Source organism: Streptomyces kryoterrae (assembly GCF_054072135.1).
The window spans coordinates 4963390-4988155 of sequence record NZ_CM133358.1 but is presented as its reverse complement, the minus strand read 5'-3'; the positions used below and the strand labels follow the sequence as shown (position 1 = coordinate 4988155).

Sequence of the window (24766 nt, the reverse complement as noted above, 5' to 3'; positions counted from 1 at the left end):
GTAGCTAAACTACTTACGTCGTGAGAGATTTCCGATCCTACTGGGGAGACGCTGACGTGAGCACATACGACGAGGGGCACACCGTCGCCGGCTGGACCGGCACCGCCATCGCGACCGTCGGGTCCTGCGTGCTCGGGCTGGGCAGCTGTACGACCTCGGGCGTCACGGTGACGGGCGGGATCGCGGTGCTGGTGGTCTCGGGCCTGGTCACCTGGGTACTGCATCTCGCCGGGTGGGGGAAGCCGCCTGGTGTGCGGCCGGTGGGCGAGTGGCCGATGCGGGAACGGGACCTTTCGGCGCGGGCGGGGCATCCGGGGTGCGTGGGGTGCCGGCTGGCGGGGCGGGGGCGGCTTGCGGGCCGTGTGAGTAGTGCGGCCATCGCCGCCGAGGTCGCTCCGGAAGGTGTCTGACCCTCTGACCTGCACCTCTGTCGTCCGGGAAGGCGTTGTCAGTGGTGCCCCGTACTCTCGCAAGGGATGGCACAAGCGTGGAGATGCTCGGGGCTGCGGTGGACGGCGGACGGTCCCGTGCTGCGATGGGACGGTGGGCGCGGTAGTGCGCTGACCTGGGGGAAGCGGGTGGCCTTCGGGGTCACGGAAGGGGGCGTACGGACATGTGTGGGAGCGCGGGGGAACGCCTGTCCGATACGGGCGGGGGTGTCGGGGCGGAGTACGGGGGCGCGGTGCGAGGAGTGTGCGCGGCTGGACCGGGCGCACTCGGTCGCCGCCGACACGATCGCGGACGATCCACGGCCCTATCACGTATATCTGGCGTGGTTCGGGCCCGGGATGACCAAGGTCGGCATCACGGCGCTGGAGCGGGGCTCGGCGCGGCTGCTTGAGCAGGGTGCCGTCGTCTTCAGCTGGCTGGGCGTCGGCCCGCTGATGGCCGCCCGGCGTACGGAGGAGCTGCTGCGCGCCGCGCTCGGAGTCCCGGACCGGATTCCGTACGCCGACAAGCGGCCGGTGCGGGCCGCGCTGCCGGGGACGGCGGCGGAGCGGGCCGCCGAGGTCGAGGACCTGCACGCCCGGGCGGTGGGGCTGGCCGGCTGGCCCGAGTCCCTGGAGCGGACGTCCTGCCAAGTCGTCGACCACGTCGGGGTGTTCGGCCTGACAGGGCTGGCGCCGGCCGTGGGCGCGGTGAGCGAGTTGGTCGCGGGAGGTGTGGTCGGGGGCGAGCTGGTGGCGGCGGCCGGGCCCGATCTGCATCTCGCGGCCGAGGACGGGCGGGGAGTGGTCGTGCTGGACACCAGGCTGATGACCGGGTGGGAGCTGGTGCCTGTCGGGAGCGGTGGACTCACCGTTCCTGTGCGGGAGTTCAAGGCGGCGAAGGAGCCGGCGGGGGTGCAGGACGGGTTGTTCTGAGCCCCACCAACTCCGTGCGAGGCCGCACGGCGAGTCACAGAGTCACGGTGAAGACGTGTCACGGACTCACAGTGAAAGGGGGTGGCGGTGGACGGCATGAGGGAAGCCTCGACGACTGGCTGCGGGCCGTCTGCCACGACAACGGGGCGCGGCTGTTCGGGCTGGCGGAAACGGATGAGGAGGGCCTGACATCGGCGTGAGTTCGAGGTGAGAAGAGGCGGTCGGCGGGGACAAACCGGGCGTACGGAAGTGGGGTGCGTAACTTTCGATCAGGTTCGCCCAGGAGACGCACAGGATGCCCGAGGGTGGCCTCAGGTGCTCCCGGGAGGCGGGTCCGAAGGTCTGCGCGGTTACTGAACGTGCAGGTCGGAGAGGGATTCGGTGCTTCCCGGTGCATGGTGCCGCCTCCCCTTTTCCGGCTTCCCGGGGCCGGAATTCCCAGGGGTTCCCTGAGAGGCGCCTGTGAGTTTCTCAGGAAAATCACAGGTTCCAGAAAGCTTGCTCTCAGAGGACACCGACAAGGTTTCCGCTATGACCACGACCTCGCCCCAGGGGCGCACCGAACTGCTGAGGCCGGACGGGAGCCCCGTCCGGGTGCTTGTGGTGGACGACGAGCTGTCGATCACCGAGCTGCTCTCCATGGCCCTTCGCTACGAAGGCTGGCAGATCCGCAGCGCGGGTGACGGAACGGGTGCGGTGCAGACCGCGCGCGAGTTCCGGCCCGACGCCGTCGTTCTCGACATGATGCTGCCCGACATGGACGGGCTCACCGTCCTCGGCCGACTGCGGCGCGAGCTGCCCGAGGTACCCGTGCTGTTCCTGACGGCGAAGGACGCCGTCGAGGACCGGATCGCGGGCCTCACCGCGGGCGGCGACGACTACGTCACCAAGCCCTTCAGCCTCGAAGAGGTAGTGGCACGGCTGCGCGGCCTGATCCGGCGCTCCGGTGCCGCCGACCGGCGCTCCGACTCCGTCCTGGTCGTCGGTGACCTCACCCTCGACGAGGACAGCCACGAGGTGTCGCGGGCCGGGGACGGCATCCACCTCACCGCGACCGAGTTCGAGCTGCTGCGCTTCCTGATGCGCAACCCGCGGCGCGTGCTCAGCAAGGCGCAGATCCTCGACCGCGTGTGGTCGTACGACTTCGGCGGCCAGGCGAACGTCGTCGAGCTCTACATCTCCTACCTGCGCCGGAAGATCGACGCCGGGCGCGAGCCGATGATCCACACCCGGCGCGGTGCCGGATACCTGATCAAACCCGCCGGCTGACCCCATGTCCTTGGTGGTGCCGCTCCGGAAGACGTGGTCGAGCCCGGTAGGAGGGCAGCACTGTGAGCAGTAAGAGGAAAGCGGGCGGGCAGCGGAGGCTGGGCAGGTCCGAGCAGAAGGCCCAGCGGCAGAGCAGGCCGCGGACCCTGCGGACGCGGCTCGTCGTCTCGGCGGTCTCGCTGATCGCCGTGGTGTGCGCCGTGATGGGCACGGTGACGACCATCGCGCTCGAACAGCACCTCTACAAGCAGCTGGGCAACCAGGTCGGCGAGGCCGCCAAGCGCGTCGGCGGTCCGCCGAACGGGCCGGGCGGTGGCAACGGCAGTCCGCCGAACGGGTTGCCGGACAGTAGTGGCTCGGCGTCTTCCTCCTCCGCCACGGGTTCCTCGTCCTCCACCGCCAACGGCGCCCCCTCCGGTGCCGGCGCCGGTACGCAGACCGTCGCGCAGCGGCTCTCGGACTTCATGCAGAAGGGCGGCACGCAGGAGTACACCGTCGCCGCCGCCGTCGACGCGAACGGTGGCGTCACCAAGGCGTACGTCGCCAACATGGAGTCGACCACGAGTACGACCACGACCACGAGCACGACTGACAGTGGTGTCGCAGGCATGGAGGCGGTCCCACTCACCGCGACGCAGATGGCTGAGCTGGCCGCCGTGTCCCGGGACGGCGGACTGCACACCGTCACCCTGACCGGCCTCGGCGAGTACCGCGTCAAATACACGACCGCCGACCGCGGCAACTTCTACGTCGCCCTGCCCACCGAGTCCGTCACCACGACCATCAACACCCTGATCCTCGTCGAGGTCAGCGTCACCGCCGCCGGTCTCGTCGCCGCCGGTATCGCCGGCACGGTCCTCGTGGGAGTGGCCCTCCGCCCGCTCCGCAGGGTCGCCTCGACCGCCACCCGGGTCTCCGAACTCCCGCTGCACACCGGCGAGGTGACCCTCAACGAGCGCGTCGCCGAGTCCGAGACCGACCCGCACACCGAGGTCGGCCAGGTCGGCGCCGCCCTCAACCGGATGCTCGACCATGTGCACGGCGCCCTGCACTCACGCCAGCAGAGCGAGATGCGCGTACGTCAGTTCGTCGCGGACGCCAGTCATGAGCTGCGTACGCCGCTGGCGTCGATCCGCGGATACGCCGAGCTGACGAGACGTGGACGCGAGGAGACCGGGCCGGACACACGGCACGCGCTGGGGCGGATCGAGTCCGAGGCGGGGCGCATGACCCTCCTCGTCGAGGATCTCCTGCTGCTCGCCCGCCTCGACGCGGGCCGGCCGCTCCAGTTCGACCAGACCGACCTCGTACCGCTCGTCGTGGACACCGTCAGCGACGCGCGCGCCGCGGGCCGGGACCACAACTGGCGGCTCGACCTGCCCGACGAGCCCGCGCTGGTGTCGGCGGACGCGGCCCGGCTGCAGCAGGTGCTGGTGAACCTGCTGGCCAACGCCCGTACGCACACCCCGCCCGGGACGACCGTCACCGCGCGCGTGCAGCGGCGCGGGCCGTGGCTGTGTGTGGACGTGCAGGACGACGGACAGGGCATCCCCGCCGACCTGTTGCCGCATGTGTTCGAACGGTTCGCGCGCGGTGACACCGCACGCTCCCGCACCACGGGGTCGACCGGTCTCGGCCTCGCCATCGTGCAGGCCGTCGCGACCGCGCACGGCGGTGCGGTGACCGTCGACAGCGTGCCCGGACAGACCATCTTCACGGTGCATCTGCCGGCCCTCGCTCCCGAAGCGGCACCAGAAACAAACTGGCAATCGGACTCACAGGTACAGCACAGTGCCACCACATGGGTGCAACAGGGGGCCTGACGAAAGTCGGTCCTATGCGAACCGACTCTTCTCCCGGCACCCTGCCGGCGCGGGAGCACCTCCCGGCCGCGGCAGCCGGTACGCCTGTCCTGGACGTAGTGATCCCCGTCTACAACGAGGAGAAGGACCTCCAGCCATGCGTGCTCAGACTGCACGAGCACCTCAAGCGCACGTTCCCGTACGCGTTCCGCATCACGGTTGCGGACAACGCGTCCACGGACACCACTCCCCTGGTGGCGGCGCGGCTGGCGGCGGAGCTGCCGGAGGTCAGGTCCTTCCGGCTGGAGCAGAAAGGGCGCGGCCGAGCACTGCGGACAGTGTGGTCCGCGTCCGACGCGCCGATCCTCGCCTACATGGACGTCGACCTGTCGACCGACCTGAACGCCCTGCTGCCGCTGGTGGCACCGCTGATCTCCGGTCACTCGGACCTCGCGATCGGCTCCCGGCTCGCCCGCTCGTCGCGCGTCGTGCGCGGTGCCAAGCGGGAGTTCATCAGCCGGACGTACAACCTGATCCTGCGTGGCTCGCTCCAGGCCCGCTTCACGGACGCGCAGTGCGGATTCAAGGCCATCCGGCGTGATGTCGCCCAGATCCTGCTGCCGCTCATCGAGGACACCGGCTGGTTCTTCGACACCGAGATGCTGGTGCTCGCCGAGCGCGCGGGCCTGCGCATCCACGAGGTGCCGGTCGACTGGGTCGACGACCCGGAATCGACCGTCCACATCGTCAAGACCGCGACCGACGACCTGAAGGGAGTGTTGCGCGTGGGCAAGGCCCTTGCCACCGGCTCACTGCCGCTGGACCGGCTCACCCGGCCCTTCGGCGACGATCCGCGCGACCGCGACATCAAGGACGTACCGAAGGGACTGGCCCGCCAGCTCGTCGGATTCTGTGTGGTCGGCGGTATGTCGACCCTCTTCTACCTGGTGCTCTACAGCGCCTTCCGGGGCTTCGCCGGCTCACAGATCGCCAACGCCCTCGCGCTGCTGGTCTCCGCCGTCGCGAACACCGCGGCCAACCGGCGCCTGACCTTCGGGGTGCGCGGCCGGGGCGGGGCGGTGCGCCACCAGGCGCAGGGCCTGGTCGTCTTCGGCATCGGGCTCGCCCTCACCAGCGGCTCGCTCGCCGCCCTCAACGCGGCGACCAGCGACCCCGGTCACTCCACGGAACTGGCGGTGCTCATCGCCGCCAACCTCGCGGCGACGGTGCTGCGGTTCCTGCTCTTCAGGGCCTGGGTGTTCCCGGACGACACCGACGGGCCGGCCTCGCCGTCGACGGTGGTCGCCTCGCACCTGTTGGACTCGCCCGTCTACCAGGCGTACACCACGGGCCCGTACGCCAACGCCTCGCACAGCAACGTCAACAGCGCCAACAACGTCAATGCTTCGTACGGCAACTCCCCCTACCCCACCGACCAGTTCCGCGCCGGTGATGTCGCGGACCGCACCTGGGGGGACCCGACCATGCGGCTCCAGCCGGTGCGCCCGCACGACAGCCAGGATCCGAGGAACCCGCGATGACCACTCACTTCGACCAGACGACCCATTCGGGCCCGGGGGGTGCGAACCCCTCGTATCCGCCGCCGGAAGCAACTGCCGTACAGCAGAAGGCGGTTCCTGACTCGGCCGTTCCGGCGCCCTCGTCCGGTGAGCCCAAGCAGCCCTTCGTACACAGACTGTGGCGCGGACGGCCCGAGGACCACCGGTGGGTGCGGCCCGCGTTCCTCGCCACGCTGCTGGTGATCGGCGCGCTCTACACCTGGAACCTGACCGCCTCCGGATACGCCAACTCCTTCTACTCGGCGGCGGTTCAGGCCGGCAGCCAGTCCTGGAAGGCCTTCTTCTTCGGCTCCCTCGACTCGGCCAATGCCATCACCGTCGACAAGCCCCCGGCCTCCCTCTGGCCGATGGCGCTTTCGGTCCGGCTGTTCGGTCTCAACTCCTTCGCGATCCTGTTCCCGCAGGTCCTGATGGCCGTCGCCACGGCGGGTGTGCTGTACGCGTCCGTGCGGCGCCGGTTCAGCGCCACGGCCGGGTTCCTCACGATGGCGGCCTTCGCGGTGACGCCCGTCGCCGTGCTGATGTTCCGCTTCAACAACCCGGACGCGCTCCTCGCGCTCCTCATGGCCGCCGCGGTCTACTGCACCCAGCGCGCCATGGAGAAGGCCGAGACGAAGTGGATTCTCTGGGCGGGTACGGCGATCGGTTTCGCCTTCCTGGTCAAGACGCTCCAGGCCTTCCTGATCCTGCCGGTGCTGGCACTGGTGTACGTGATCTTCGCGCCGACCAGCGTCCGCAGGCGCATCGGACAGGTACTGGCCGCCGGGCTCGCGATGATCGTCGCGGGTGGCTGGTGGGTCGCGATCGTCGAGCTGTGGCCGGCGTCCTCGCGCCCCTACATCGGCGGCTCGCAGAACAACTCCTTCCTCGAACTGACCTTTGGCTACAACGGACTTGGCCGTATCAACGGCGACGAGACCGGCAGTGTCGGAGGCGGTGGCGGCGGAGGCGGCACCGGAATGTGGGGCACGACCGGCTGGAGCCGGATGTTCAGCTCCGAGAGCGGCGGCCAGATCTCCTGGCTGATCCCGGCCGCGCTGATCCTGCTCGCCGCGGCGATCTGGGCCGGCCGCAAGGCCAGGCGCACGGACACCGCCCGCGCCGGGCTCCTCCTCTGGGGCGGCTCGCTGCTGATCACCATGGTGATCTTCAGCTACATGCAGGGCATCTTCCACGACTACTACACCGTCGCCCTCGCCCCCTACATCGCGCCGCTGGTCGGCATGGGCGCGGCCCAGCTCTGGCAGGAGCGGGACAAGCTGTGGGCGTCACTGACGCTCGCGGGTGCCACGACGGCCACCGCGGTCTGGGGTTATGTCCTGCTCAACCGCTCCTCCGACTACCTGCCCTGGCTGAAGTGGCTCGTGCTGCTGGGCGGTCTCGTGGCCGCGCTGGGGCTTGTCTTCGTCAACCGGATCGGGCGTCAACTGGCCCTGGCAGTCGTCGGGTTGAGCTTCGTGACGGCGCTGGCGGGTCCGACCGCGTACTCCCTCACCACCCTCAACGAGGGTCACACCGGCTCGATCGTCACGGCGGGTCCGTCCGTGGCGGGCGGTCGCGGTGGGTTCGGCGGTGGCGGCGGTATGGGTGGCGGTCCCGGTGGCGGCACCGCCCAGGGTGGCCGGCAGGGCACTCAGCAGGGTGGCGGCATGGGCCAGCCCCCGACCGGCGGCGGCTTCCCCGGCGGCGGCAACAACACCCAGGGCAACCAGCAGCAGGGCAACGGCAACACCCAGCAGGGTGGCCCCGGCGGTCAGACCGGTGACGGCGGCGGCATGGGCGGCGGCGGTGGCGTGGGCGGTCTGCTCAACGGCGCCAGCGTCACCAGCGAGGCCAAGGCCCTGCTGGAGAAGAACGCCGGCGACTACAAGTGGGCCGCAGCGGCCATCGGCGCCCAGAACGCGGCGAGTTACCAGCTCTCCACCGGCGACCCGGTGATGGCGATCGGCGGCTTCAACGGCACCGACCCGTCCCCGACGCTGGCCGAGTTCAAGAAGTACGTGGCGGACGGCAAGATCCACTACTTCATCTCCAGCGGCTCCGGCGGTGGTGGCATGGGCGGCGGCAGCAGCACGACGAGCACGTCGTCCCAGATCAGCTCGTGGGTCGAGAGCAACTTCAAGAAGGTGACGGTGGGTTCGGCCACCTTCTACGACCTGACGCAGCCGACGAGCAGCAGCTGATCGGTACGGCTGAGGGTTCTTTCCCTGGTGGTGGCCCGGAGCGACCTCGCTCCGGGCCACCGCTTTCTTATTTTGTTGTACGCCGTATAGGAACTGTTCTACGGTGTACAGCATGTCGTCTACGTCCCGCCAGAGCGACCTTCAGGGCCAGGGCCAGGGCCACCACCAGGGCCAGGGTCACCCCCAGCGCTGGCTGATCCTCGGTGTCATCTGTCTCGCGCAGCTCACCGTGCTGCTCGACAACACCGTCCTGAACGTCGCGATCCCCTCCCTCACCCGGGAGTTGGGCGCCGGCACCTCCGACATCCAGTGGATGATCAACGCGTACTCGCTGGTCCAGTCGGGCCTGCTGCTCACCGCCGGCAGCGCGGCCGACCGTTACGGCCGCAAGAGGATGCTGATCGCGGGCCTCGTCCTGTTCGGCGTGGGCTCACTGGCCGCCGGACTGGCCGACAGCACCGGCCAGTTGATCGCGGCGCGCGCCGGAATGGGCGTAGGCGGTGCGCTGTTGATGACGACCACGCTCGCCGTGGCGATGCAGATCTTCACGCCCGAGGAGCAGCCGAAGGCCATCGGGATCTGGGCCGCGGTGAACTCGCTGGGTTTCGCGACCGGCCCGCTGCTCGGCGGCTTCATGCTGAACCACTTCTGGTGGGGCGCGATCTTCCTCGTCAACATCCCGGTCGCGGCGCTGGGGTTGGTGGCGGTCGTGGCCCTCGTACCCGAGTCGAAGAACCCGAAGGGTGACCGCCCGGACCTGCTGGGCGCCCTGCTCTCCACGATCGGCATGTCCGCGCTCGTGTTCGCGATCATCTCCGGGCCCGAGCACGGCTGGACGTCCGGCCGGGTGCTGGTGCCGGCGACCGTCGCTGTCGTGGTGCTGGGTGCCTTCGCGTACTGGGAGAACCGGATCCCGTACCCCATGCTCGACATGCACTTCTTCCGGAACCGGCGGTTCACGGGGGCGGTCTCGGGTGCGGTGCTGATCACCTTCGGGATGGGCGGGTCGCTCTTCCTGCTCACCCAGCACATGCAGTTCGTGCTCGGCTACGGCCCGTTGGAGGCCGGGCTGCGTACGGCACCACTCGCGCTCGTCATCGTGGCGCTCAACTTCACCGGTGTGTCCGCGAAGTGGGCGGCCAGGCTCGGGACCCCGCTCGCCATCGGTCTGGGCATGACGCTGATGGCGTGCGGCCTGGTCTCCATCGCGACGGTCGCCTCCGGCGGTTACGCGGGTACGTTGCTGGGCCTGCTGCTCATCGGTACGGGGGCCGCGGTGGCCAGCCCGGCGATGGCACACGCGATCATGAGCTCGATTCCGCCGGAGAAGGCAGGCGTCGGGGCGGGGATCAACGGCACGGTGGCGGAGTTCGGGCAGGGGCTGGGCGTCGCGGTGCTCGGTGCGGTGCTGAACTCGCGGTTCGCGGCGCTGGTTCCGGTGGCGGCGGGTTCCCTGCCGGGGGCGTTGGCGGAGGCGGGGTCGGCGTCGGAGAGGGCGCGGATCACTGAGGCGTTCGCCTCCGGGTTGGAGAGCAGTCAGTTGGTGGGGGCTGGGGCGGTGTTGCTCGGGGGATTGGTCGCGGCGGTGTTGTTGCGGCGGGCTGAGCGGGCAGAGTCCGAGGTGGATGTGGGCGCGGTCGCCTAGAAGCTCGGGGGTCTGTTCGGTTGCGCCTGCGGGTGGTGTGTGGCTGGTCGCGCCCACGCGGCGGAGCCGCAGATCAGACACGGTCCCGCGTCCCGGAAGGGGCGCCTAGCATGGCCCGTGTTGGAACGCTGACGAAAGGTACGGCCATGGTGAGGGCAGCCGAGGGGCCGGCGCGGACCAGCGTGTGGCTGGACGGCAAAGCCGTGCGCCGAGGTGGCGGCGGTCGCGGCGGGCAGCCGTCCGGGCTGGACCGGGACCGGATCACCGAGGTGACCGTACGGCTGCTGGACGCGGAGGGGTTGGCCAGGTTCTCGATGCGGCGCCTGGCTGCCGAGCTGAACGTGACGGCGATGTCCGTCTACTGGTACGTCGACACCAAGGACGACCTGCTCGAACTCGCCCTCGACGCCGCCTGCGCCGAGCTGCGCCTCCCTGACCCGGAGTCCGACGGCGAGGACTGGCGGGACCAACTGCGCATGCTGGCCGGCGAGTACCGCGCCCTGCTGGTCCGCCACCCCTGGGTGTCGCCGCTCGCCGGGACCTACCTCAACATCGGCCCCCACTCCCAGGCCTTCTCACGTGCCGTCCAGCGCGTGCTGCGCCGTACCGGCCTGCCGGCACGGGGGCTCACGGGCGCCATCGCCGCCGTCTTCCAGTTCGTGTACGGATTCGGCACGATCGAGGGCCACTTCATCGCCCGCTGCACGGACGCCGGGATGACCCAGGACGCCTACTTCCAGCACGCCATGAGCGCGGTGGGGGCCGCCCCGGAGGCCGCCGAGTTCATCCAGGAGTCGGCGGACATGATGGCGGCGCGGGGCGGCGGCACGGTGGAGGAGATGCGCGAGCGGGACTTCGACTTCGCGCTGGAGCTGCTGGTGGCGGGGATCGAGACGATGGTGGACAAATCCGGCCCGTCCGGCGATTGAGGACGAGCGCGTTCAGCACGACCGGGGTCTGGGGGCGGAGCCCCCAGGGGCCAGCCCTTACTCCGGCGGAGCCAGCCGCGCCGGGAACCCGCCCGTGGCCACCGGCCCCCACTTCTCCGGCGTCACCCGGATGATCGACTTGCCCTGCTTGACCATCGCCTCGCGGTACTCGTCCCAGTCCGGGTGCTCACCGGAGATGTTCCGGAAGTACTCCACCAGCGGCTCGACCGAGTCCGGGGAGTCGATGACCTCCGCCGTGCCGTCGATCTGGACCCACGGCCCGTTCCACTCGTCGCTCAGCACGAGCAGGCTGACGCGCTCGTCCCGCTTGGCGTTGCGCGTCTTGGCGCGCTCCGGGTATGTCGACATGACGATCCGGCCCGAGTCGTCGACCCCACAGGTCAGCGGCGAGGCCTGGGGGGACCCGTCCGCGCGCCGGGTGAGGAGGATCGCCCGGTGCCGGGGCCGTACGAAGTCGAGCAGCTCGGCCAGGGACACGGCGGTGTTCGTAGCGATGTTCGGTGCCATGGCGCCAGCCTAGGGCGCAGGGGGCCCCAGGACCTCCCGGATACGCCGGGCACGGCCGTCATCTCCACCCGGCCGGACCGGCCGGACCGGCCTGTCCGGGCTTCGAGCGGTTCGGAGAACAGGTCACCACCGCCAAGGAAAGGTACGAGGGCTGTTCGAGTCGACGGTCGGGAACTCCGCCGACACTTCCCGGTGGCGTTCGATCAGTTCCGGCTTGCTCCCGGCCAGGGGCGGTTCGAGATGCGGGGGCCGCCGCAGAGCGTGGTGGGTAGGTGCCCCGGCGGTGGGGCGAGGACGCGCGTGCGGAGCGTGACGAGTACGGATGGCCGCGCCCGGCTGGTCCGTGGATCCTCGAACGTCGGCCGAAGCCTGGCCGGGCGGGCGGCTGCCGAAGGGTCAGGCGGCGGGAACCGCCTGCGGATAGAGCACGCTCGGGTCGGCGGACAGGGCCGCCTTGAGCTGGACGCTGTTGTTGTCGGCGAGGATCTCCATCTTCCCGGCCTCGATACCGTCGAGGGCGGCGCGCACGACATCGGCGGGGTCGTTCTTCTCCACGTCCCACCCGGCCATCATGTCGGTGTCGGTGCTGGCCAGGTGCAGGCCTGTCACCGTGGTTCCCTGGCCCGCGAGTTCGAGGCGGATGCCGTTGGTGAGGCTCCACGCCGCCGCCTTCGACGCGCTGTAGGCGTTGGCCCCGTCGTAGGCGAGCCAGGACATCGCCGACAGGACGTTGAGGATGGCCCCACCGCCGTTGGCGGCCAGGACGGGGGTGAACGCCCGGACCACGTTGAGGGTGCCGAAGTAGTTGGTGTCCATCTCCAGCCGGATCCTCTCGGGGTCCCCGGTGACGAGGTTCTGCTGGGTGAAGACGCCGGCATTGTTGATCAGGAGGGTGACGTCCGAGGCCGCGCCCGCCGCGGCGGCGACCGAAGCCGGATCGGTGATGTCGAGCCGCAGTACCTCCACACCGGGGACGTCGACGAGGTGGGGGGTGCGCGCGGTCGCGTAGACCTTGGTGGCGCCCCGGTGCAGGAGCTGTTGGGCGAAGTGCCTGCCGATGCCGCGGTTGGCGCCGGTGACGAGGGCGACGGAACCGGTGATCTTCATGGGGAGTCTCCTGGCAGTGGTGAGGTGATTCCTGTCCGGGCTGTCCGGGCTGTTCGCGGGTTACGCTAGAACCTGACGTTGACGTCAGAGGCAAGGAATGTGATCCAGGTCACGGAGGGGGCGTTGATGCGCATCGGTGAGCTGGCCTCAAGGGTGGGCGTGAGTGTGCGGGCACTGCGCTACTACGAGGAGCAGGACCTGCTGGCCTCGGTGCGCAGCCCCAGCGGCCAGCGGCAGTACCCGGACAGCGCGGTCGACCGCGTCCAGCTGATTCAGCAGCTGTACTCCGCAGGGCTGCCGAGCAGGGCGATCCTGGAACTGCTGCCGTGCGTCGAGACCGGTGACGTGACCCCCGCGCTGCTCGACCGGCTGTCGGCCGAGCGGGACCGCATCGATACGCAGGTCAGCACCCTGGTGAAAACCCGGGACCGGCTCGACGCCATCATCACCACAGCCTCCACAGCCAGGAGCGCGGGCCGGCCCTGCCCTCGTTGAGCAGCGCGCCTTCCCCAGGCGTGCGGCAGTGCTTGTCCGCCCGACGCAGACGGACGCCCGTCAGCAGGCGTCACTTGAGTCTCTTGGTGGTGGGCCGTCCGTCCCAGCGGTAGAGCGGGGTCGCGCGGCGGATGAGCATACGGAGCGTGACGATTGCGGCGGACAGACAGAGACGGAAGTCCACAACAGTCCGACACGGGATCCGACACGATGCACGCGTACCTCAACTCACCTCCGGGAAGAGCGCTGTGCCACGTCGGAGAGGAAGTCCGCCCAGGCTGCGGGCCGGAGGGTGAGGCGGGGGCCGGAGGGTGTTTTGGAGTCGCGTATGTGGATGGTGGTGAGGGTGGGGGCTATCTCGACGCAGGAGGATGCTTCCTCGCTGTACGTGGACTTCTGCCAGTTGAGTTCGGTCATGGCTCGGCTTTCAGGTGTCTTGGGCGATGCGGTGGACGAGGTCGAGAGAGGCCCCGGGCTCCAGGGTGACCTCCTGCATGCGGTCGAGGATGAGTCGGTACTTGGTCAACTGTGCGACGGAATCGATGAGTTCGCTGCCGTGGGCCGCGTCCAGCTGCGCTGTGTCGAGGGCGGGTACTGGCCCGTACGTGTAGTCCAGCCCGTGGCCGACCGTAGGGAACGCCGTGCCGTCGAACGGGATCACCCGGAGCGTGACGTGCGGCAGTTCGCTCATCTTGGCCAGGTGGTCCAACTGGGCACGGGCCACCTCCCGACCACCGAACCGCATCCGTAGAGCGGCCTCGTGAATGATCGCCGTGTACGCGGGCGGTTGCTCGTGGTGGAGGATGGCCTGGCGCTTGATCCGGTGGGAGATGCGGTACTCGATCTCGTGCGGCCGCAGCTCCGGGACCACCTGACGGAACAGGGTGCGGGCGTGCTCAGGGGTCTGGAGCAGGCCGGGGATGTTGATGACCTGTGCCACGCGTAGGGCGACGGCGTGGTGCTCCATCTCCGCGACGTCCAGAAAACGCGGCGGCAGCGTGTCCCGGTACTCCTCCCACCAGCCGCGTTCCCGACGCGCCGCCATGGCCACGAGCGCGTCGATCAGGGCCGAGTCGGTGCAGTCGTAGTTGTGGGCGAGCGTGCGGATGCGCTGTTCGCTGAGGCCGAAGCGGCCTGTCTCGATGTTGCTGACGCCTGCCTGGTTCGCGCCGATCATCTCGCCGGCTTCCCGGGCGGTGAGCCCCGCGTTCTCGCGCAGTTTTCGTAGTTCCGCGCCCAGGCGCAACTGGCGTGCCGTGGGTGTCTGCCGTGGGGGCATGTTCTGCCGCTCCCTTGTCTTGCTTCGTACAGGGTCACCCACACGAGTGCATCGTAGGATGCATCCGCTGATTCCGTAGAAACCATTCTACCGACGCCGCTACGGTGAAGCCCAAGCCGCTCAACCCCGACCGACAAGCCGGAAGCGCACCGCGCCCCCCGCTCACGCGCGGCACTGCCACCGCCCGGCCGGGAGATCGAGTGAGCCAAGTCCCTCCACCGCAGGAGCCGTTCATGAGCACCGTAACCCCGCCCCACACCTGGACGTACGCCCTCCGCCTGCCCCATGACCCGCGCGCCGCACGGGTCGCACGTATGACCGTACGGTCGGTGCTGGACAGCCACGGCAGGCCCGAAGTCCTCGACGCCGTAGAACTGTTGACCTCCGAGATGGTCACGAACACCTACCGGCACACCAACGGCCCCGCCTCCCTCCGCCTCACCGCCCTCGCCGACGGACGTCTGCGCGTCGGCGTCTGGGACAGTCACCCGCGTATCCCTTCCCCCTTCGGACTGCCGCCCCGCGACCGTGTCCCGCTCGCACCGGCCGACGGTGAGGGCGGGCGGGGGCTGCGCCTCGTGCAGGAGTACGCCGACTGCTGGGGCGGCTGGCCCCTGGGGGACGGCCTGTTGGACCGTGGCGCCGGGAAGCTGCTGTGGTTCGAGGTGGGCAGGTGACAACCACCGCCTCTTCGGCGTACTCGACTTCACCAACCCGCGTGAGTTGAGAGGCTGTGAGTGAGACCGGCCGGTTCTGGAGAAGGATCCGAGCGGACGGACAACGGCCAACTGGGGGCGGGGAGCGGTATGGGCAATGGGTCGAGCGCCGGTGGGAACGACGGCGGGAACGACGGCAATGCGGAACAGTGGCCCCTTCTCCCCGACTGGATGTGGGACTGCGCCGACTGCGTCCGGCTCTACGAGGAGATGCGCCACGTACAGGCCGAAGTGGCCGGGTTGACGGCCGAAGACGCCTCCGTCGACTGGGACTTCACCGACAGTGTCCTGGGAACGCAGATCAGGCTAGGCCGTCATCTCGCCGACGCGCACGCCGAGTTGCTGTCCCCCTGGGATCCGGGCTGCGCCACCTGCGCCGAACGCCAGGAGTCCCTGGTGAAGGCGGAGGGACGGCCCGACTGGATGCCCGCGGCCGTGATGAACGCCGAGGAACACCGAGCCCGGCACCTCTTCGTCCCGCCCCGCCTGCTCCGACTCCTGTAGCCCGTCTCAATCAGTCACGCCAAACAGTCACGTCAATCAGTCACGCTGTCGGCAGCGCAGGCCCCTGCACCGCCTGAACCTCGATCTCCACCCTCAACGTCGTACCGATCGCCGCGATCCCCGCCCGCACCACCTGGTTGTAGTTCATGGCGAAGTCCTCGCGCCGCAGCTCCGTCGTCGCCCGGAACGCGGCCCGCGTGCCGCCCCAGGGGTCGGCGCCGGTGCCGAGGTAGGCGAGGTCGAGGTCGACAGGCCGTACGACACCGCGCATGCTCAGCTCGCCGTGGACGGTCCAGCGGTCGGGACCGGCGGCCGGAGTGAGACCCGTCGAGTGGAACGCGATGTCCGGATGCCGCTCGGCGTCCAGAAAGTCGGCGGACCGCAGATGCTCGTCCCGCATCGCGTTCCCGGTATCGATCGAGGCGGCCGAAATCACCGCCTCCACCCGGGACTTGGCGACCTCGTCCGGCGCGATCCCGATCGTCGCCGTGAACTCGGTGAACCGCCCGTGCACGCTGGAGATGCCCAGGTGCTGGGCGACCGCCCCGACGGACGAGTGGGCCGGGTCGACGGTCCACGGCCCCGGCGGCGGCAGTTCGGCACCGCCGCCCAGCCGGGCGAGGGTGACGGTACCGACCTCGGTACGCCGTCCCCCAGCGGTGACGATGGCTGTGGACGCGGTGGGGGCGTATCCGACGGCCGTCACGATCACGGTGTACGCGCCGGGCGCGAGCGGGGTCGCGTCGCGCACGACCCCGTCCGCGTCGGCCCCCGCACGCAGCACCTGCTGCCCGGTCGCGTCGGTCACGGTGACGACGGCGTGCGACACCGCCCACCCGTCCCGCGTACGAACCCGCGCGCTCAGCCCTGTGATGCCTGTGACGCCTGTCATGTCCCGCAACTCCCCGTCACTCCCCGCCCGGGTGGGCGAGTTCGATGTCGTGGTCGTCGGCGCCTCGGCCGGTGACGGTCAGGGCGGTGGCCACCGGCGGGTAGCCGGTCGCGATGACCGTGTACTCGCCGCTGTCCAGGTCGGCGAAGGCGTACGCCCCGTCCGCACCGGTCGTCGCCGAGCCGACCACGTTGCCGGCCGCGTCGACGAGCGTGACCCGCGCGTCCCCGAGCGGCCCGTGCGGCGCCCGTACGACACCCTGGACCTGCGCCCCGGACGCCAGTTCCACCTCGACCCGGGTGACCCCCGTGCCGCCGACCTCGACGGGCAGGGCCCGCGGCCGGTATCCGGCGGCGTTCACAGCGACGGTCACGGCACCCGGCACCAGCTCGGCGAACGTGAACTCGCCCTGCTCACCTGTCGTCCCGGTGGCCAGCACATCCCCGCGCACATCGGTGACGATGACCATCGCGTCCTTGACGGGCACCCCGGTCTCATTGCCGCGCACCAGCCCGCCGAGCCCACTGGTGCCGCTGAGCAGGATGTCGTACGCGACCGGCTCACCGTTGACGACGACGGTCGAGGCCTGCGGCTGGAACCCGTCCGCCGAGGCGATCAGGACGTACGAGCCCGTGCCCGGCGCATCCAGCGCGTAGCCGCCGTCGCCCTGGGCGACCGCGCGGCCCAGCTGACGCCCGGTGAGGGAGATCAGCGTGACGGCGGCCTGCGGAACGGGCGCGCTCTCGGCACCGCGCACATGACCGCGTACCGGAATCCCGCCACGGGTCGGCTCGTTGACGGCCTCGTCGGTCTCGACAGCCACCGTGGCGACGGCGGCGAGCTCCTTCTCCGTCTCCGTGACCGGAGTGACCGGGACGGAGGAGACACCCTTCTCCTCCGCGGCCTGCGCCAGCGCGCCCTTGGTCCGCAGCGGGACCTCCTTGATGAAGAGGGAGAAGACGAGCGCGAGCAGGGCGGCCGGGGCCGCGTAGAGGAAGACGTCACCGATGCCGTGGCCGTACGCGCCCTCGATGACCGTGCGCAACGGAGCGGGCAGCGCGTCGAGGTCGGGGATGGTGTTGGAGCTGGAACCGGACAGCGCCGACGCGTACTTGGGGTCGATGGTGGCCAGACCGTCCTTGAGGTGGTCGGTGATCCGGTGACCGAGGACCGCGCCCAGCGCGGAGACGCCGATCGCGCCGCCGAGGGAACGGAAGAAGGTGACCACCGAGCTGGCGACGCCCAGGTCGGAGGGGGAGACCTGGTTCTGCGTGCACAGCACGAGGTTCTGCATCATCATGCCGACGCCGAGGCCGAGCAGCGCCATGTAGATGGCGACGTGCCAGTACGCGGTGTCGTAGCGCAGGGTGCCCAGCAGACCGAGACCGGCCGTCACCAGCACACCGCCGGAGAGCAGCCACGCCTTCCAGCGTCCCGTACGGGTGATGACCTGGCCGGAGACGGTGGAGGCGACGAACAGGCCGCCGATCATCGGGATCGTCATGACGCCGGACATGGTCGGCGACTTGTCCCGGGCCAGCTGGAAGTACTGGCTGAAGAAGATGGTGCCCGCGAACATCGCGACGCCGACGAAGAGCGACGCGAGCGAGGCGAGGGTGATCGTGCGGTTACGGAAGAGCCGCAGCGGGATGATCGGCTCACTGGCCCTCGACTCGACGAGGACGAAGATCCCGAGCAGCGCGACCGTGCCGCCGATCATCGCGTACGTCTGCCACGACACCCAGTCGTACTTGTCGCCGGCGAAGGTCACCCAGACCAGCAGCAGACAGACGGCCGCGGTGATGAAGAAGGCACCGGTCCAGTCGACCTTGGCCTTGCGCTTCACGACGGGCAGGTGCAGGGTCCGCTGGAGCACGACGAGGGCGACGACGGCGAAGGGCACGCCGACGTAGAAGCACCAGCGCCAGCCCAGCCAGCTGGTGTCGGTGATGACACCGCCGATCAGCGGGCCGCCGACCATCGCGGTCGCGAAGGTGGCGCCGAGGTAGCCGTTGTAGCGTCCGCGCTCACGCGGGGAGATCATCGCCGCGAGAATGATCTGGGCGAGCGCCGAGAGCCCGCCCATGCCGACGCCCTGCACGGCACGGAAGGTGATCAGCATGCCCGCGTTCTGCGAGAGCCCGGCGGCGGCCGAACCCAGCACGAAGATGACGAGGGCGAACTGGATCAGCAGCTTCTTGGAGAAGAGGTCGGCGAGCTTGCCCCACAGCGGGGTGGACGCGGTCATCGCGAGGAGCGACGCGGTCACGACCCAGGTGTAGGCGCTCTGGCCGCCGCCGAGGTCCTTGATGATGTCGGGCAGGGCGTTGGAGACGATCGTCGACGACAGGATCGCGACGAACATGCCGAGCAGCAGCCCGGTGAGCGCTTCCAGGATCTGCCGGTGCGACATCGGCGCGCCGTCGGCGGAGCCCTGGGAGCCTCCCCCGTGCTTGGCGTGTGCCGCGCGCACACCGGCCGGTGTGGTCGTTGCCATGGAACTTCCTTGTCTGTGCTGCGTCTTGTACGCCTTGTGTATCTTGTGCGTCTTTACGCCGTTTGCGATGTGGCTTGCCACGTCGTGTGCCACGTCGCCTGCTATGTCGTCTGCTACGTCGCCTGTTGGGCGCCGAAGCTCTCCCGGAGCCGCCCCATGAGCCGGGCGAGCTGCCCGACCTCGTCGTCGGTCCAGTCGGCGAGCCGGTGGGCGAGCAGTTCGGTGGACCGCCGTGACAACTCGCCGATCTGCGTGTGCCCGGAGGGCGTCAGCCGCAGAATGCGGGAGCGCTTGTCGGCGGGATCGGGGAGCCGTTCGATCCAGCCGCGTACGGCGACGTGCGCGACATGACGGCTGGTCACGGACATGTCGACGGCGAGCAGCTCGGCGAGCCGGCTCATCCGCATGTCCCCGTACCGGTCGAGCAGCATCAGCACGACGGCGGAACCACTGGGACACTCGGGCGGCATGACCCGCCCCATCTCCCGTTTCACGGCACCGAAGGCACTGAACTGACGCGCCAACTCCTCGTACTGCGTCGGCTCGGCCATCACGCCCCCTGAGTCCTGCCTGCCCGTCCGGTATTCGTTGCTTGGGGCAACCATAGAAAAGATTGGTTGCTGCAGGCAAATGAAATGGGAGGGGGTGGACTAAAAACTTGGCAAAGGCACGTGTTGGCGAACGTAAACGCCCAGGTGGCGGCGGTGAGAGAGGGGGCCCACTTGGGTGGGAGCCGTCGGGTTCGCTAGGGTCTCGCACCATGGCCAACACCCAGGGCCCCGAGGGCAACTACGACCCCGCGGGCAGCACCCAGATGTTCCGAGCGTTCGTCGACGAGACCCCCCAGGGCGGCGGCCGTCAGGCACCCGCCCCGGCGGGCCCCCGTATCGGCCTGATCGTCGGCGTGGTCGTCGCCGTACTGGTGGTCGCGGCGGTGGCCTGGCTGGCGCTGAAGTAGGACCGACGGGAACCGCGCCGGCGACTCGGCCGGCGCGTTCCGGAATCCCGCCGAGCACCCACGAGCGATCCAGGGATGCCCTGTGAGCGACGACGTCCTCTCCGTCATCCCCACCGACCCGTACTGGCAGCCTGACCGGGCCGCGGCCGACCGAACGGCGGCGGTCGTGGCGGACCTGGCTCCGGGCGTTCCGGGTGGGGTGGACGCGGAGATCGACGTCACCTGGCACGACACGCTCGCGGTCGTGGCCTGCGGCCAGAACCTGCGAAGGATCGGTTGCCCGCACTGCGGCGCGTCGATCTCCATGGAGTGGTGGACGGGCCTTCTCGACGGCATCGAGGGTGACGGCTTCGCGACCCTCGCGACGGAGGTCCCCTGCTGCGGCGCGTCCGCCTCGCCGGTGGACCTGGACTACGACTGGCCGTGCGGCTTCGCCCGGTTCGAGATCGCCGTGCGGAACCCCGAGCGAGCCTGGTTCGGCGACGAGGAACTGGCCACCCTCGGCAAGGCGCTCGGCCATGCCGTACGGCAGGTCAGGGCCCATATCTGACGAGCCCCGACCGCTGCTGCCGCCCGCCGACCGGAGGACGTACCGCCATGGACCGCGGAGACGACTGGGTCAGTACCTCCATGCCCTATCTGGCGCCGCGGGCGAGCGGGCAGGGCGACGCCTGGAGCGAGGAAGCCGCCGCGAAGGGGCGTCGGGGCACGCAGCGCATCGTCCACGCCGGGGAGGTGCCGGCGTCCGAGGAGGTCTCCGGGCTGCTCGGCGTCGCCGAGGGCGAGGCCGTGGTCGTACGGCGCCGGGTGATCGAACTCGACGGTGAGCCCTGTGAGTTGACGGACACCTACTATCCCGTGCACATCGCCGGAGGCACCGGCCTCGCCGGCCTCGCCAAGATCCCCGGCGGAGCCGTCACCCTGCTCGCACGCCTCGGGCACGTGGGCGTACGGGTACGCGAGGACGTGACGGCCGGGCTGCCGAGTACGGCGGAGCAGCAGGCACTGCGCGTCGGCCCGGACACCCCGGTCCTACGGCTGACCCGGCTCACCCTGGACGCCGAGGACCGCCCCCTCCAGGCCGACCTGATGACCATGCCCGCCCACCGCCAACGCCTGCGCTACGAACTGCGGATCGGCTAGCGGGCGCGCGGATCGGACAGCGGACGCGGATCGGCTGCCCCCGCACCCACGTCACCTACGCCCACTCCACCTCGACCACCCGCGTCTCCACCCGCATCCCCCACGGCACGCGCCACTCCGCCACGCACACCGTCCAGCTCTCCTCCCGCGTGGCACCCGGCCCGATCGGCACAGGGAGCGGCACGGTCGACTCGATCGTCGCCCAGTCGATGCCGAGCAGGTCGATGATGTGCGTGCCGAAGGTGACTGTGCCCGAACGCACCGGTGAGTCTCCGGTGTTGTGGAAGGCGAGCGTCACTTTCTCGCACCAGCGCTTGTCCGTGGGCTCGCGTACCGGCGCACCCGTGGTCAGGTGCGCGGGACCGACGGGCGGTGACGGTCCCGGTGTTGTCGATGCCGATGTCGATGTCGGTTCCGACGTCGGTGTCGAAACGGAGGTCGGCGTCGGCGTCGGTGCGGGAGGCGCCGAATTCGTGCTCGTCCGGGCCGAGTCGGAGTTCTCCGCCGGAACGGTCGTCGATCGGGGCGCCGTTGCCGGTGCGCGCGGCCGACTCTCCTGCCCAGGGGGCGAGTTGGGCGCCGCCGATTCCGGCTTGCTTCCCTCCAGCGGTACGAACGTCACCTCCCCGGTGGGAGCAACCGCCGTACCGCCGATCGCCGGTCGCTCGACCGGGACGTACCCCTCGTCGTGTCCGCCGCTGTCCCCGCACGCCGCCAACACCCCTGCCAGGGCGCAGATCACGACGGCCGCCGAGGTGGTCAGGGCGATGGCGCCCCGGCGGTCATGCGTCGTATGCGTCGCGCGGGTCTGTCGAAGCATCGCGTCATCGTCGCTGATGCTCCGTCAGAAGTGAACCCTCAGTCGGAGATCAGGCCCTCGCGGAGCTGGGACAGGGTTCGGGTCAGGAGACGTGACACGTGCATCTGGGAGATGCCGACCTCCTCGCCGATCTGCGACTGGGTCATGTTGGCGAAGAAGCGCAACATGATGATCCGGCGCTCACGGGGCGGGAGTTTGGCCAGCAGCGGCTTGAGGGACTCGCGGTACTCCACGCCCTCCAGCGCCGTGTCCTCGTAGCCGAGGCGGTCGGCCAGGGAGCCCTCGCCGCCGTCGTCCTCCAGGGCCGGGGAGTCCAGGGACGAGGCCGTGTACGCGTTGCCGACCGCGAGGCCGTCGACCACGTCCTCCTCGGACACGCCCAGGACCAGGGCGAGTTCGGGCACCGTGGGGGAGCGGTCCAGCTTCTGGGCGAGCTCGTCGCTGGCTTTGGTGAGGGCCAGACGCAGCTCCTGCAGGCGGCGCGGTACGCGCACCGACCACGACGTGTCGCGGAAGAAGCGTTTGATCTCACCCACGACCGTCGGCATCGCGAACGTCGGGAACTCGACGCCGCGTTCGCAGTCGAAGCGGTCGATCGCCTTGATCAGGCCGATGGTGCCGACCTGGACGATGTCCTCCATCGGCTCGTTCCGGGAGCGGAAGCGGGCCGCCGCGTACCGGACGAGAGGGAGGTTCAGCTCGATGAGGGTGTCCCGGACGTACGCACGCTCGGGGCTGTTCTCGTCGAGGGCGGCGAGCCGCAGGAACAGGGAACGGGACAGGGTGCGGGTGTCGATGGCACCCGTGGTCGGCGGAGCCGGCGGGAGGGCCTGGGTGGCCGGGGCCGCCTCTGCCTCGACCTCCACTACAAGGGCCGGGACGTCGTGAAGCTCGGCGGGCGCCGACTCGCTCTTCGTGAGCGTGAGCACCTTGGAGCTGCCCTGGTCTGCGGACATGCCACCCCCTTTGGGTCGCGGACGGTCGCGGCGGACGCTCCGATTCGAGGAACGCAGCCTTCACCTGAATACCGGAGCCGAAGCCACGGCAAACGCTCTTCACGGAGAATGTCACATGTCGGCAACACGCTGTAGTTACATGTCGACATGTGGGACGCGAATCCGCCCTGGAAAAAGGGGGTCTGGCAGTTTTTAACCCCAGAAGAGCCGAGAAATGAGTCACTGAGCGATTCGCTCTCCCAGGTGACGGCTCGCTCCTGTGTCCGGTTACGTCGCTTGCGGCCTCTCCGGCTCCGTCCCCGGCTCCGTCCCCGGCTACGCCTCGACGCGGTTCGCGGAGCGCAGTCGCGCGAAGCTACGGGCCAGTAGCCGGGACACGTGCATCTGGGAGACACCGAGTTCCGCGCTGATCTGGGACTGGGTGAGGTTGCTGTAGTAACGCAGCAGCAGGATGCGCTGTTCGCGTTCCGGGAGCTGGACCAGGAGATGCCGGACCAGGTCGCGGTGCTCCACGCCGTCCAGCGCCGGATCCTCGAAGCCGAGGCGGTCGACCAGGCCCGGCAGCCCGTCGCCCTCCTGGGCCGCTTCCAGCGAGGTCGCGTGGTACGAGCGGCCCGCCTCGATGCAGGACAGCACGTCCTCCTCGCTGATCCGCAGATGCTCGGCGATCTCGCCGGTCGTCGGGGTGCGCCCGAACGCCGTCGTCAGGTCCTCCGTCGCCCCGGTGACCTGCACCCACAGCTCGTGCAGCCGGCGCGGTACGTGGACGGTGCGGACGTTGTCCCGGAAGTACCGCTTGATCTCTCCGATGACGGTCGGCATCGCGAACGTCGGGAACTGCACGCCCCGGTCCGGGTCGAACCGGTCGATGGCGTTGATCAGCCCGATGGTGCCGACCTGGACGACGTCCTCCATCGGCTCGTTGCGGGAGCGGAAGCGGGCGGCGGCGTAGCGCACGAGCGGGAGATTCGCCTCGATGAGCGCCCCCCGCACGCGGTTGTGCTCCGGCGTACCCGGCTCCAGCATCTTGAGCTGGCCGAAGAGCACCTGGGTGAGCGCCCGGGTGTCAGCGCCTCGGCTCCGCTGGGGGGCGGGCTCCTGAGGTGCGGGTTCCTGGGCGGCGGCTTCTCGGGCAGTGGCTTCCTGGGGTGGCGCAGTACTGGCCGACACGGTCAAGGCCACCTCTTCATCGGTCAACTCAATCGGTCAACTCATCCGTCAAAAGCGGTCATAGCATCACAAGACATGTGCACTGTGTGCAAGCACCCCATAACACCGTGTTGAGGGAGAGTTGGCCCATAAGACGTAAGAAGACCCCGCACCGTTCGGGTGCGGGGTCGTCGCCTGTGCGGCCGTACGGCTCAGAACTCGTAGTCGGCGATCACCCAGGTGGCGAACTCGCGCCACGGTCCGGCAGCGGCCTGATGGGCCGGGTGCTCCAGGTACCTGACCAGCGCGTCCTTGTCCTCGACCGCCGAGTTGATCGCGAAGTCGTAGGCGATGGGGCGGTCGGTGATGTTCCAGGCGCACTCCCAGAAGCGGAGGTCGCCGATCTGGCCGGGCAGGGCGCGGAAGGCCTCGACGCCCGCCACGACCCGCGGTTCGTCGCGCTGGACGCCCTCGTTGAGCTTGAAGAGGACCAGATGGCGGATCACATGCACTCCCCGGCTGCTGGTTGGGCTGGCTGCTACTGGGCGCCGTCGGCGACCCAGGTCATGAAGTCGCCTATGGCGCCGGCCGCGTTCGAGATGCCTTCGAAGGCTATCTCGACGTAGTCGGCCGCCCCTCTGGGGTCCGTGATGATCACGTACGCCACGAAGACCACGAGTGCGTAGACGGCAATCTTCTTCGCGTTCACCGCCACGGCGGCCTCCCCCTCAGACCCGACCAGACCCGACCGCGCGACACCCGACTGATGTCGCACGAAGGGCCCCGCCGTCCGGCGAGGCCCTTCTACAGCGGTAGCGGAGGGATTTGAACCCTCGGTGACTTGCGCCACACTCGCTTTCGAGGCGAGCTCCTTCGGCCGCTCGGACACGCTACCGAGGGGAACCTTACAGCAAGGTGCGGCATGGTCCGAAATCCGTTTATCGTCGGCC

26 protein-coding genes, 1 tRNA gene and 1 pseudogene are annotated in these 24766 nt (G+C 69.7%); 14 read left to right on the top strand and 14 right to left on the bottom strand.

The features are described 5' to 3' along the window. Positions 1-56: 56 nt before the first annotated feature. The 8 genes from ACW4TU_RS21665 to ACW4TU_RS21630 all read left to right on the top strand — a co-directional run bounded on the left by ACW4TU_RS21665 (position 57) and on the right by ACW4TU_RS21630 (position 10772). Positions 57-410 (top strand): HGxxPAAW family protein, encoded by a 354-nt coding sequence (locus ACW4TU_RS21665; RefSeq protein WP_457429852.1) that lies wholly within the window; start codon positions 57-59, stop codon positions 408-410. A 66-nt stretch (positions 411-476) separates the two neighbouring features. After that, the gene (locus tag ACW4TU_RS21660) at positions 477-1364 is read left to right on the top strand and encodes a DUF2797 domain-containing protein (RefSeq protein WP_457429850.1); all 888 of its coding nucleotides are present in this window, start codon (positions 477-479) and stop codon (positions 1362-1364) included. 531 nt (positions 1365-1895) lie between these two features. Continuing rightward, entirely contained in the window at positions 1896-2633 is a 738-nt protein-coding gene (locus ACW4TU_RS21655) for a response regulator transcription factor (RefSeq protein ID WP_044471956.1), read from the top strand. A gap of 203 nt (positions 2634-2836) precedes the next feature. Further along, positions 2837-4456 carry a HAMP domain-containing sensor histidine kinase gene (locus ACW4TU_RS21650; RefSeq protein WP_457430232.1) on the top strand — a complete coding sequence of 540 codons (1620 nt, stop codon included), beginning with the start codon at positions 2837-2839 and terminating at the stop codon, positions 4454-4456. Positions 4457-4470: 14 nt separating this feature from the next. Continuing rightward, the gene (locus ACW4TU_RS21645; protein ID WP_457429847.1) at positions 4471-5976 is read left to right on the top strand and encodes a bifunctional glycosyltransferase family 2/GtrA family protein; all 1506 of its coding nucleotides are present in this window, start codon (positions 4471-4473) and stop codon (positions 5974-5976) included. After that, positions 5973-8198 (top strand): ArnT family glycosyltransferase, encoded by a 2226-nt coding sequence (locus ACW4TU_RS21640; RefSeq protein ID WP_457429846.1) that lies wholly within the window; start codon positions 5973-5975, stop codon positions 8196-8198. Before ACW4TU_RS21645 ends, ACW4TU_RS21640 begins: the two co-directional genes overlap by 4 nt. 112 nt (positions 8199-8310) lie before the next feature. Beyond that, positions 8311-9843 carry an MFS transporter gene (locus ACW4TU_RS21635; RefSeq protein WP_457429844.1) on the top strand — a complete coding sequence of 511 codons (1533 nt, stop codon included), beginning with the start codon at positions 8311-8313 and terminating at the stop codon, positions 9841-9843. A 146-nt stretch (positions 9844-9989) separates the two neighbouring features. Continuing rightward, positions 9990-10772 (top strand): TetR/AcrR family transcriptional regulator, encoded by a 783-nt coding sequence (locus ACW4TU_RS21630; protein WP_457429842.1) that lies wholly within the window; start codon positions 9990-9992, stop codon positions 10770-10772. A 57-nt stretch (positions 10773-10829) separates the two neighbouring features. Here the strand turns inward: ACW4TU_RS21630 and ACW4TU_RS21625 are convergent, their stop codons facing one another. Next, entirely contained in the window at positions 10830-11300 is a 471-nt protein-coding gene (locus tag ACW4TU_RS21625; RefSeq protein ID WP_457429840.1) for a PPOX class F420-dependent oxidoreductase, read from the bottom strand. Positions 11301-11696: 396 nt separating this feature from the next. Then, positions 11697-12407 (bottom strand): SDR family oxidoreductase, encoded by a 711-nt coding sequence (locus ACW4TU_RS21620; RefSeq protein ID WP_457429838.1) that lies wholly within the window; start codon positions 12405-12407, stop codon positions 11697-11699. Between the two features lie 126 nt (positions 12408-12533). Here ACW4TU_RS21620 and ACW4TU_RS21615 point away from each other — a divergent pair, with 126 nt between their 5' ends. Next, complete coding sequence (locus ACW4TU_RS21615; RefSeq protein ID WP_382083178.1) at positions 12534-12902, top strand: MerR family transcriptional regulator; 369 nt, start codon at positions 12534-12536, stop codon at positions 12900-12902. 70 nt (positions 12903-12972) lie between these two features. Here ACW4TU_RS21615 and ACW4TU_RS21610 read toward each other — a convergent pair. From ACW4TU_RS21610 to ACW4TU_RS21600, 3 genes and pseudogenes are all read right to left on the bottom strand, one after another. Continuing rightward, positions 12973-13089: pseudogene (locus ACW4TU_RS21610) on the bottom strand (IS5/IS1182 family transposase); the annotation flags it as partial. Positions 13090-13130: 41 nt separating this feature from the next. Next, positions 13131-13319: a DUF397 domain-containing protein gene (locus ACW4TU_RS21605; RefSeq protein WP_457429836.1), complete on the bottom strand. Its 189-nt coding sequence runs from the start codon at positions 13317-13319 to the stop codon at positions 13131-13133. Positions 13320-13329: 10 nt separating this feature from the next. Further along, positions 13330-14181 (bottom strand): helix-turn-helix domain-containing protein, encoded by an 852-nt coding sequence (locus ACW4TU_RS21600; RefSeq protein ID WP_457429834.1) that lies wholly within the window; start codon positions 14179-14181, stop codon positions 13330-13332. 233 nt (positions 14182-14414) lie between these two features. On the opposite strand from ACW4TU_RS21600, the gene ACW4TU_RS21595 reads away from it, so the two are divergent. Beyond that, a complete protein-coding gene (locus tag ACW4TU_RS21595) occupies positions 14415-14858 on the top strand; it encodes an ATP-binding protein (RefSeq protein WP_457429832.1) in 444 nt (147 codons plus the stop codon). A 129-nt stretch (positions 14859-14987) separates the two neighbouring features. Then, positions 14988-15401, top strand: coding sequence for a hypothetical protein (locus ACW4TU_RS21590; protein ID WP_457429830.1), 414 nt, complete (start codon positions 14988-14990; stop codon positions 15399-15401). Positions 15402-15441: 40 nt separating this feature from the next. On the opposite strand, the gene ACW4TU_RS21585 is transcribed toward ACW4TU_RS21590, so the two are convergent. The 3 genes from ACW4TU_RS21585 to ACW4TU_RS21575 all read right to left on the bottom strand — a co-directional run bounded on the left by ACW4TU_RS21585 (position 15442) and on the right by ACW4TU_RS21575 (position 19341). Continuing rightward, a complete protein-coding gene (locus tag ACW4TU_RS21585) occupies positions 15442-16293 on the bottom strand; it encodes a YceI family protein (RefSeq protein ID WP_457429828.1) in 852 nt (283 codons plus the stop codon). 16 nt (positions 16294-16309) lie between these two features. Continuing rightward, the gene (locus ACW4TU_RS21580) at positions 16310-18706 is read right to left on the bottom strand and encodes an MFS transporter (protein ID WP_473965364.1); all 2397 of its coding nucleotides are present in this window, start codon (positions 18704-18706) and stop codon (positions 16310-16312) included. A 197-nt stretch (positions 18707-18903) separates the two neighbouring features. Further along, the gene (locus ACW4TU_RS21575) at positions 18904-19341 is read right to left on the bottom strand and encodes a MarR family winged helix-turn-helix transcriptional regulator (RefSeq protein WP_457429824.1); all 438 of its coding nucleotides are present in this window, start codon (positions 19339-19341) and stop codon (positions 18904-18906) included. 209 nt (positions 19342-19550) lie between these two features. Here ACW4TU_RS21575 and ACW4TU_RS21570 point away from each other — a divergent pair, with 209 nt between their 5' ends. The 3 genes from ACW4TU_RS21570 to ACW4TU_RS21560 all read left to right on the top strand — a co-directional run bounded on the left by ACW4TU_RS21570 (position 19551) and on the right by ACW4TU_RS21560 (position 20891). Continuing rightward, positions 19551-19748: a hypothetical protein gene (locus tag ACW4TU_RS21570; protein WP_457429822.1), complete on the top strand. Its 198-nt coding sequence runs from the start codon at positions 19551-19553 to the stop codon at positions 19746-19748. A gap of 82 nt (positions 19749-19830) precedes the next feature. Further along, positions 19831-20298, top strand: a complete 468-nt coding sequence (locus ACW4TU_RS21565) for a hypothetical protein (protein WP_457429820.1) — start codon at positions 19831-19833, stop codon at positions 20296-20298. Positions 20299-20345: 47 nt separating this feature from the next. Continuing rightward, on the top strand, positions 20346-20891 hold the full coding sequence (locus tag ACW4TU_RS21560; RefSeq protein ID WP_457429818.1) for a GntR family transcriptional regulator: 546 nt from the start codon (positions 20346-20348) through the stop codon (positions 20889-20891). Positions 20892-20946: 55 nt separating this feature from the next. Here the strand turns inward: ACW4TU_RS21560 and ACW4TU_RS21555 are convergent, their stop codons facing one another. The 6 genes from ACW4TU_RS21555 to ACW4TU_RS21530 all read right to left on the bottom strand — a co-directional run bounded on the left by ACW4TU_RS21555 (position 20947) and on the right by ACW4TU_RS21530 (position 24711). Beyond that, positions 20947-21711, bottom strand: coding sequence for a hypothetical protein (locus tag ACW4TU_RS21555; RefSeq protein WP_457429817.1), 765 nt, complete (start codon positions 21709-21711; stop codon positions 20947-20949). A 38-nt stretch (positions 21712-21749) separates the two neighbouring features. Next, positions 21750-22667 (bottom strand): RNA polymerase sigma factor SigF, encoded by a 918-nt coding sequence (locus ACW4TU_RS21550; RefSeq protein WP_457429815.1) that lies wholly within the window; start codon positions 22665-22667, stop codon positions 21750-21752. A gap of 315 nt (positions 22668-22982) precedes the next feature. Next, a complete protein-coding gene (locus tag ACW4TU_RS21545; protein WP_457429813.1) occupies positions 22983-23849 on the bottom strand; it encodes an RNA polymerase sigma factor SigF in 867 nt (288 codons plus the stop codon). A gap of 179 nt (positions 23850-24028) precedes the next feature. Further along, on the bottom strand, positions 24029-24322 hold the full coding sequence (locus ACW4TU_RS21540) for a Dabb family protein (RefSeq protein WP_457429811.1): 294 nt from the start codon (positions 24320-24322) through the stop codon (positions 24029-24031). A 32-nt stretch (positions 24323-24354) separates the two neighbouring features. Then, positions 24355-24531, bottom strand: coding sequence for a hypothetical protein (locus ACW4TU_RS21535; protein ID WP_457429809.1), 177 nt, complete (start codon positions 24529-24531; stop codon positions 24355-24357). A gap of 95 nt (positions 24532-24626) precedes the next feature. Beyond that, positions 24627-24711, bottom strand: a tRNA-Ser gene (locus ACW4TU_RS21530). Between the last annotated feature and the right edge of the window lie 55 nt (positions 24712-24766).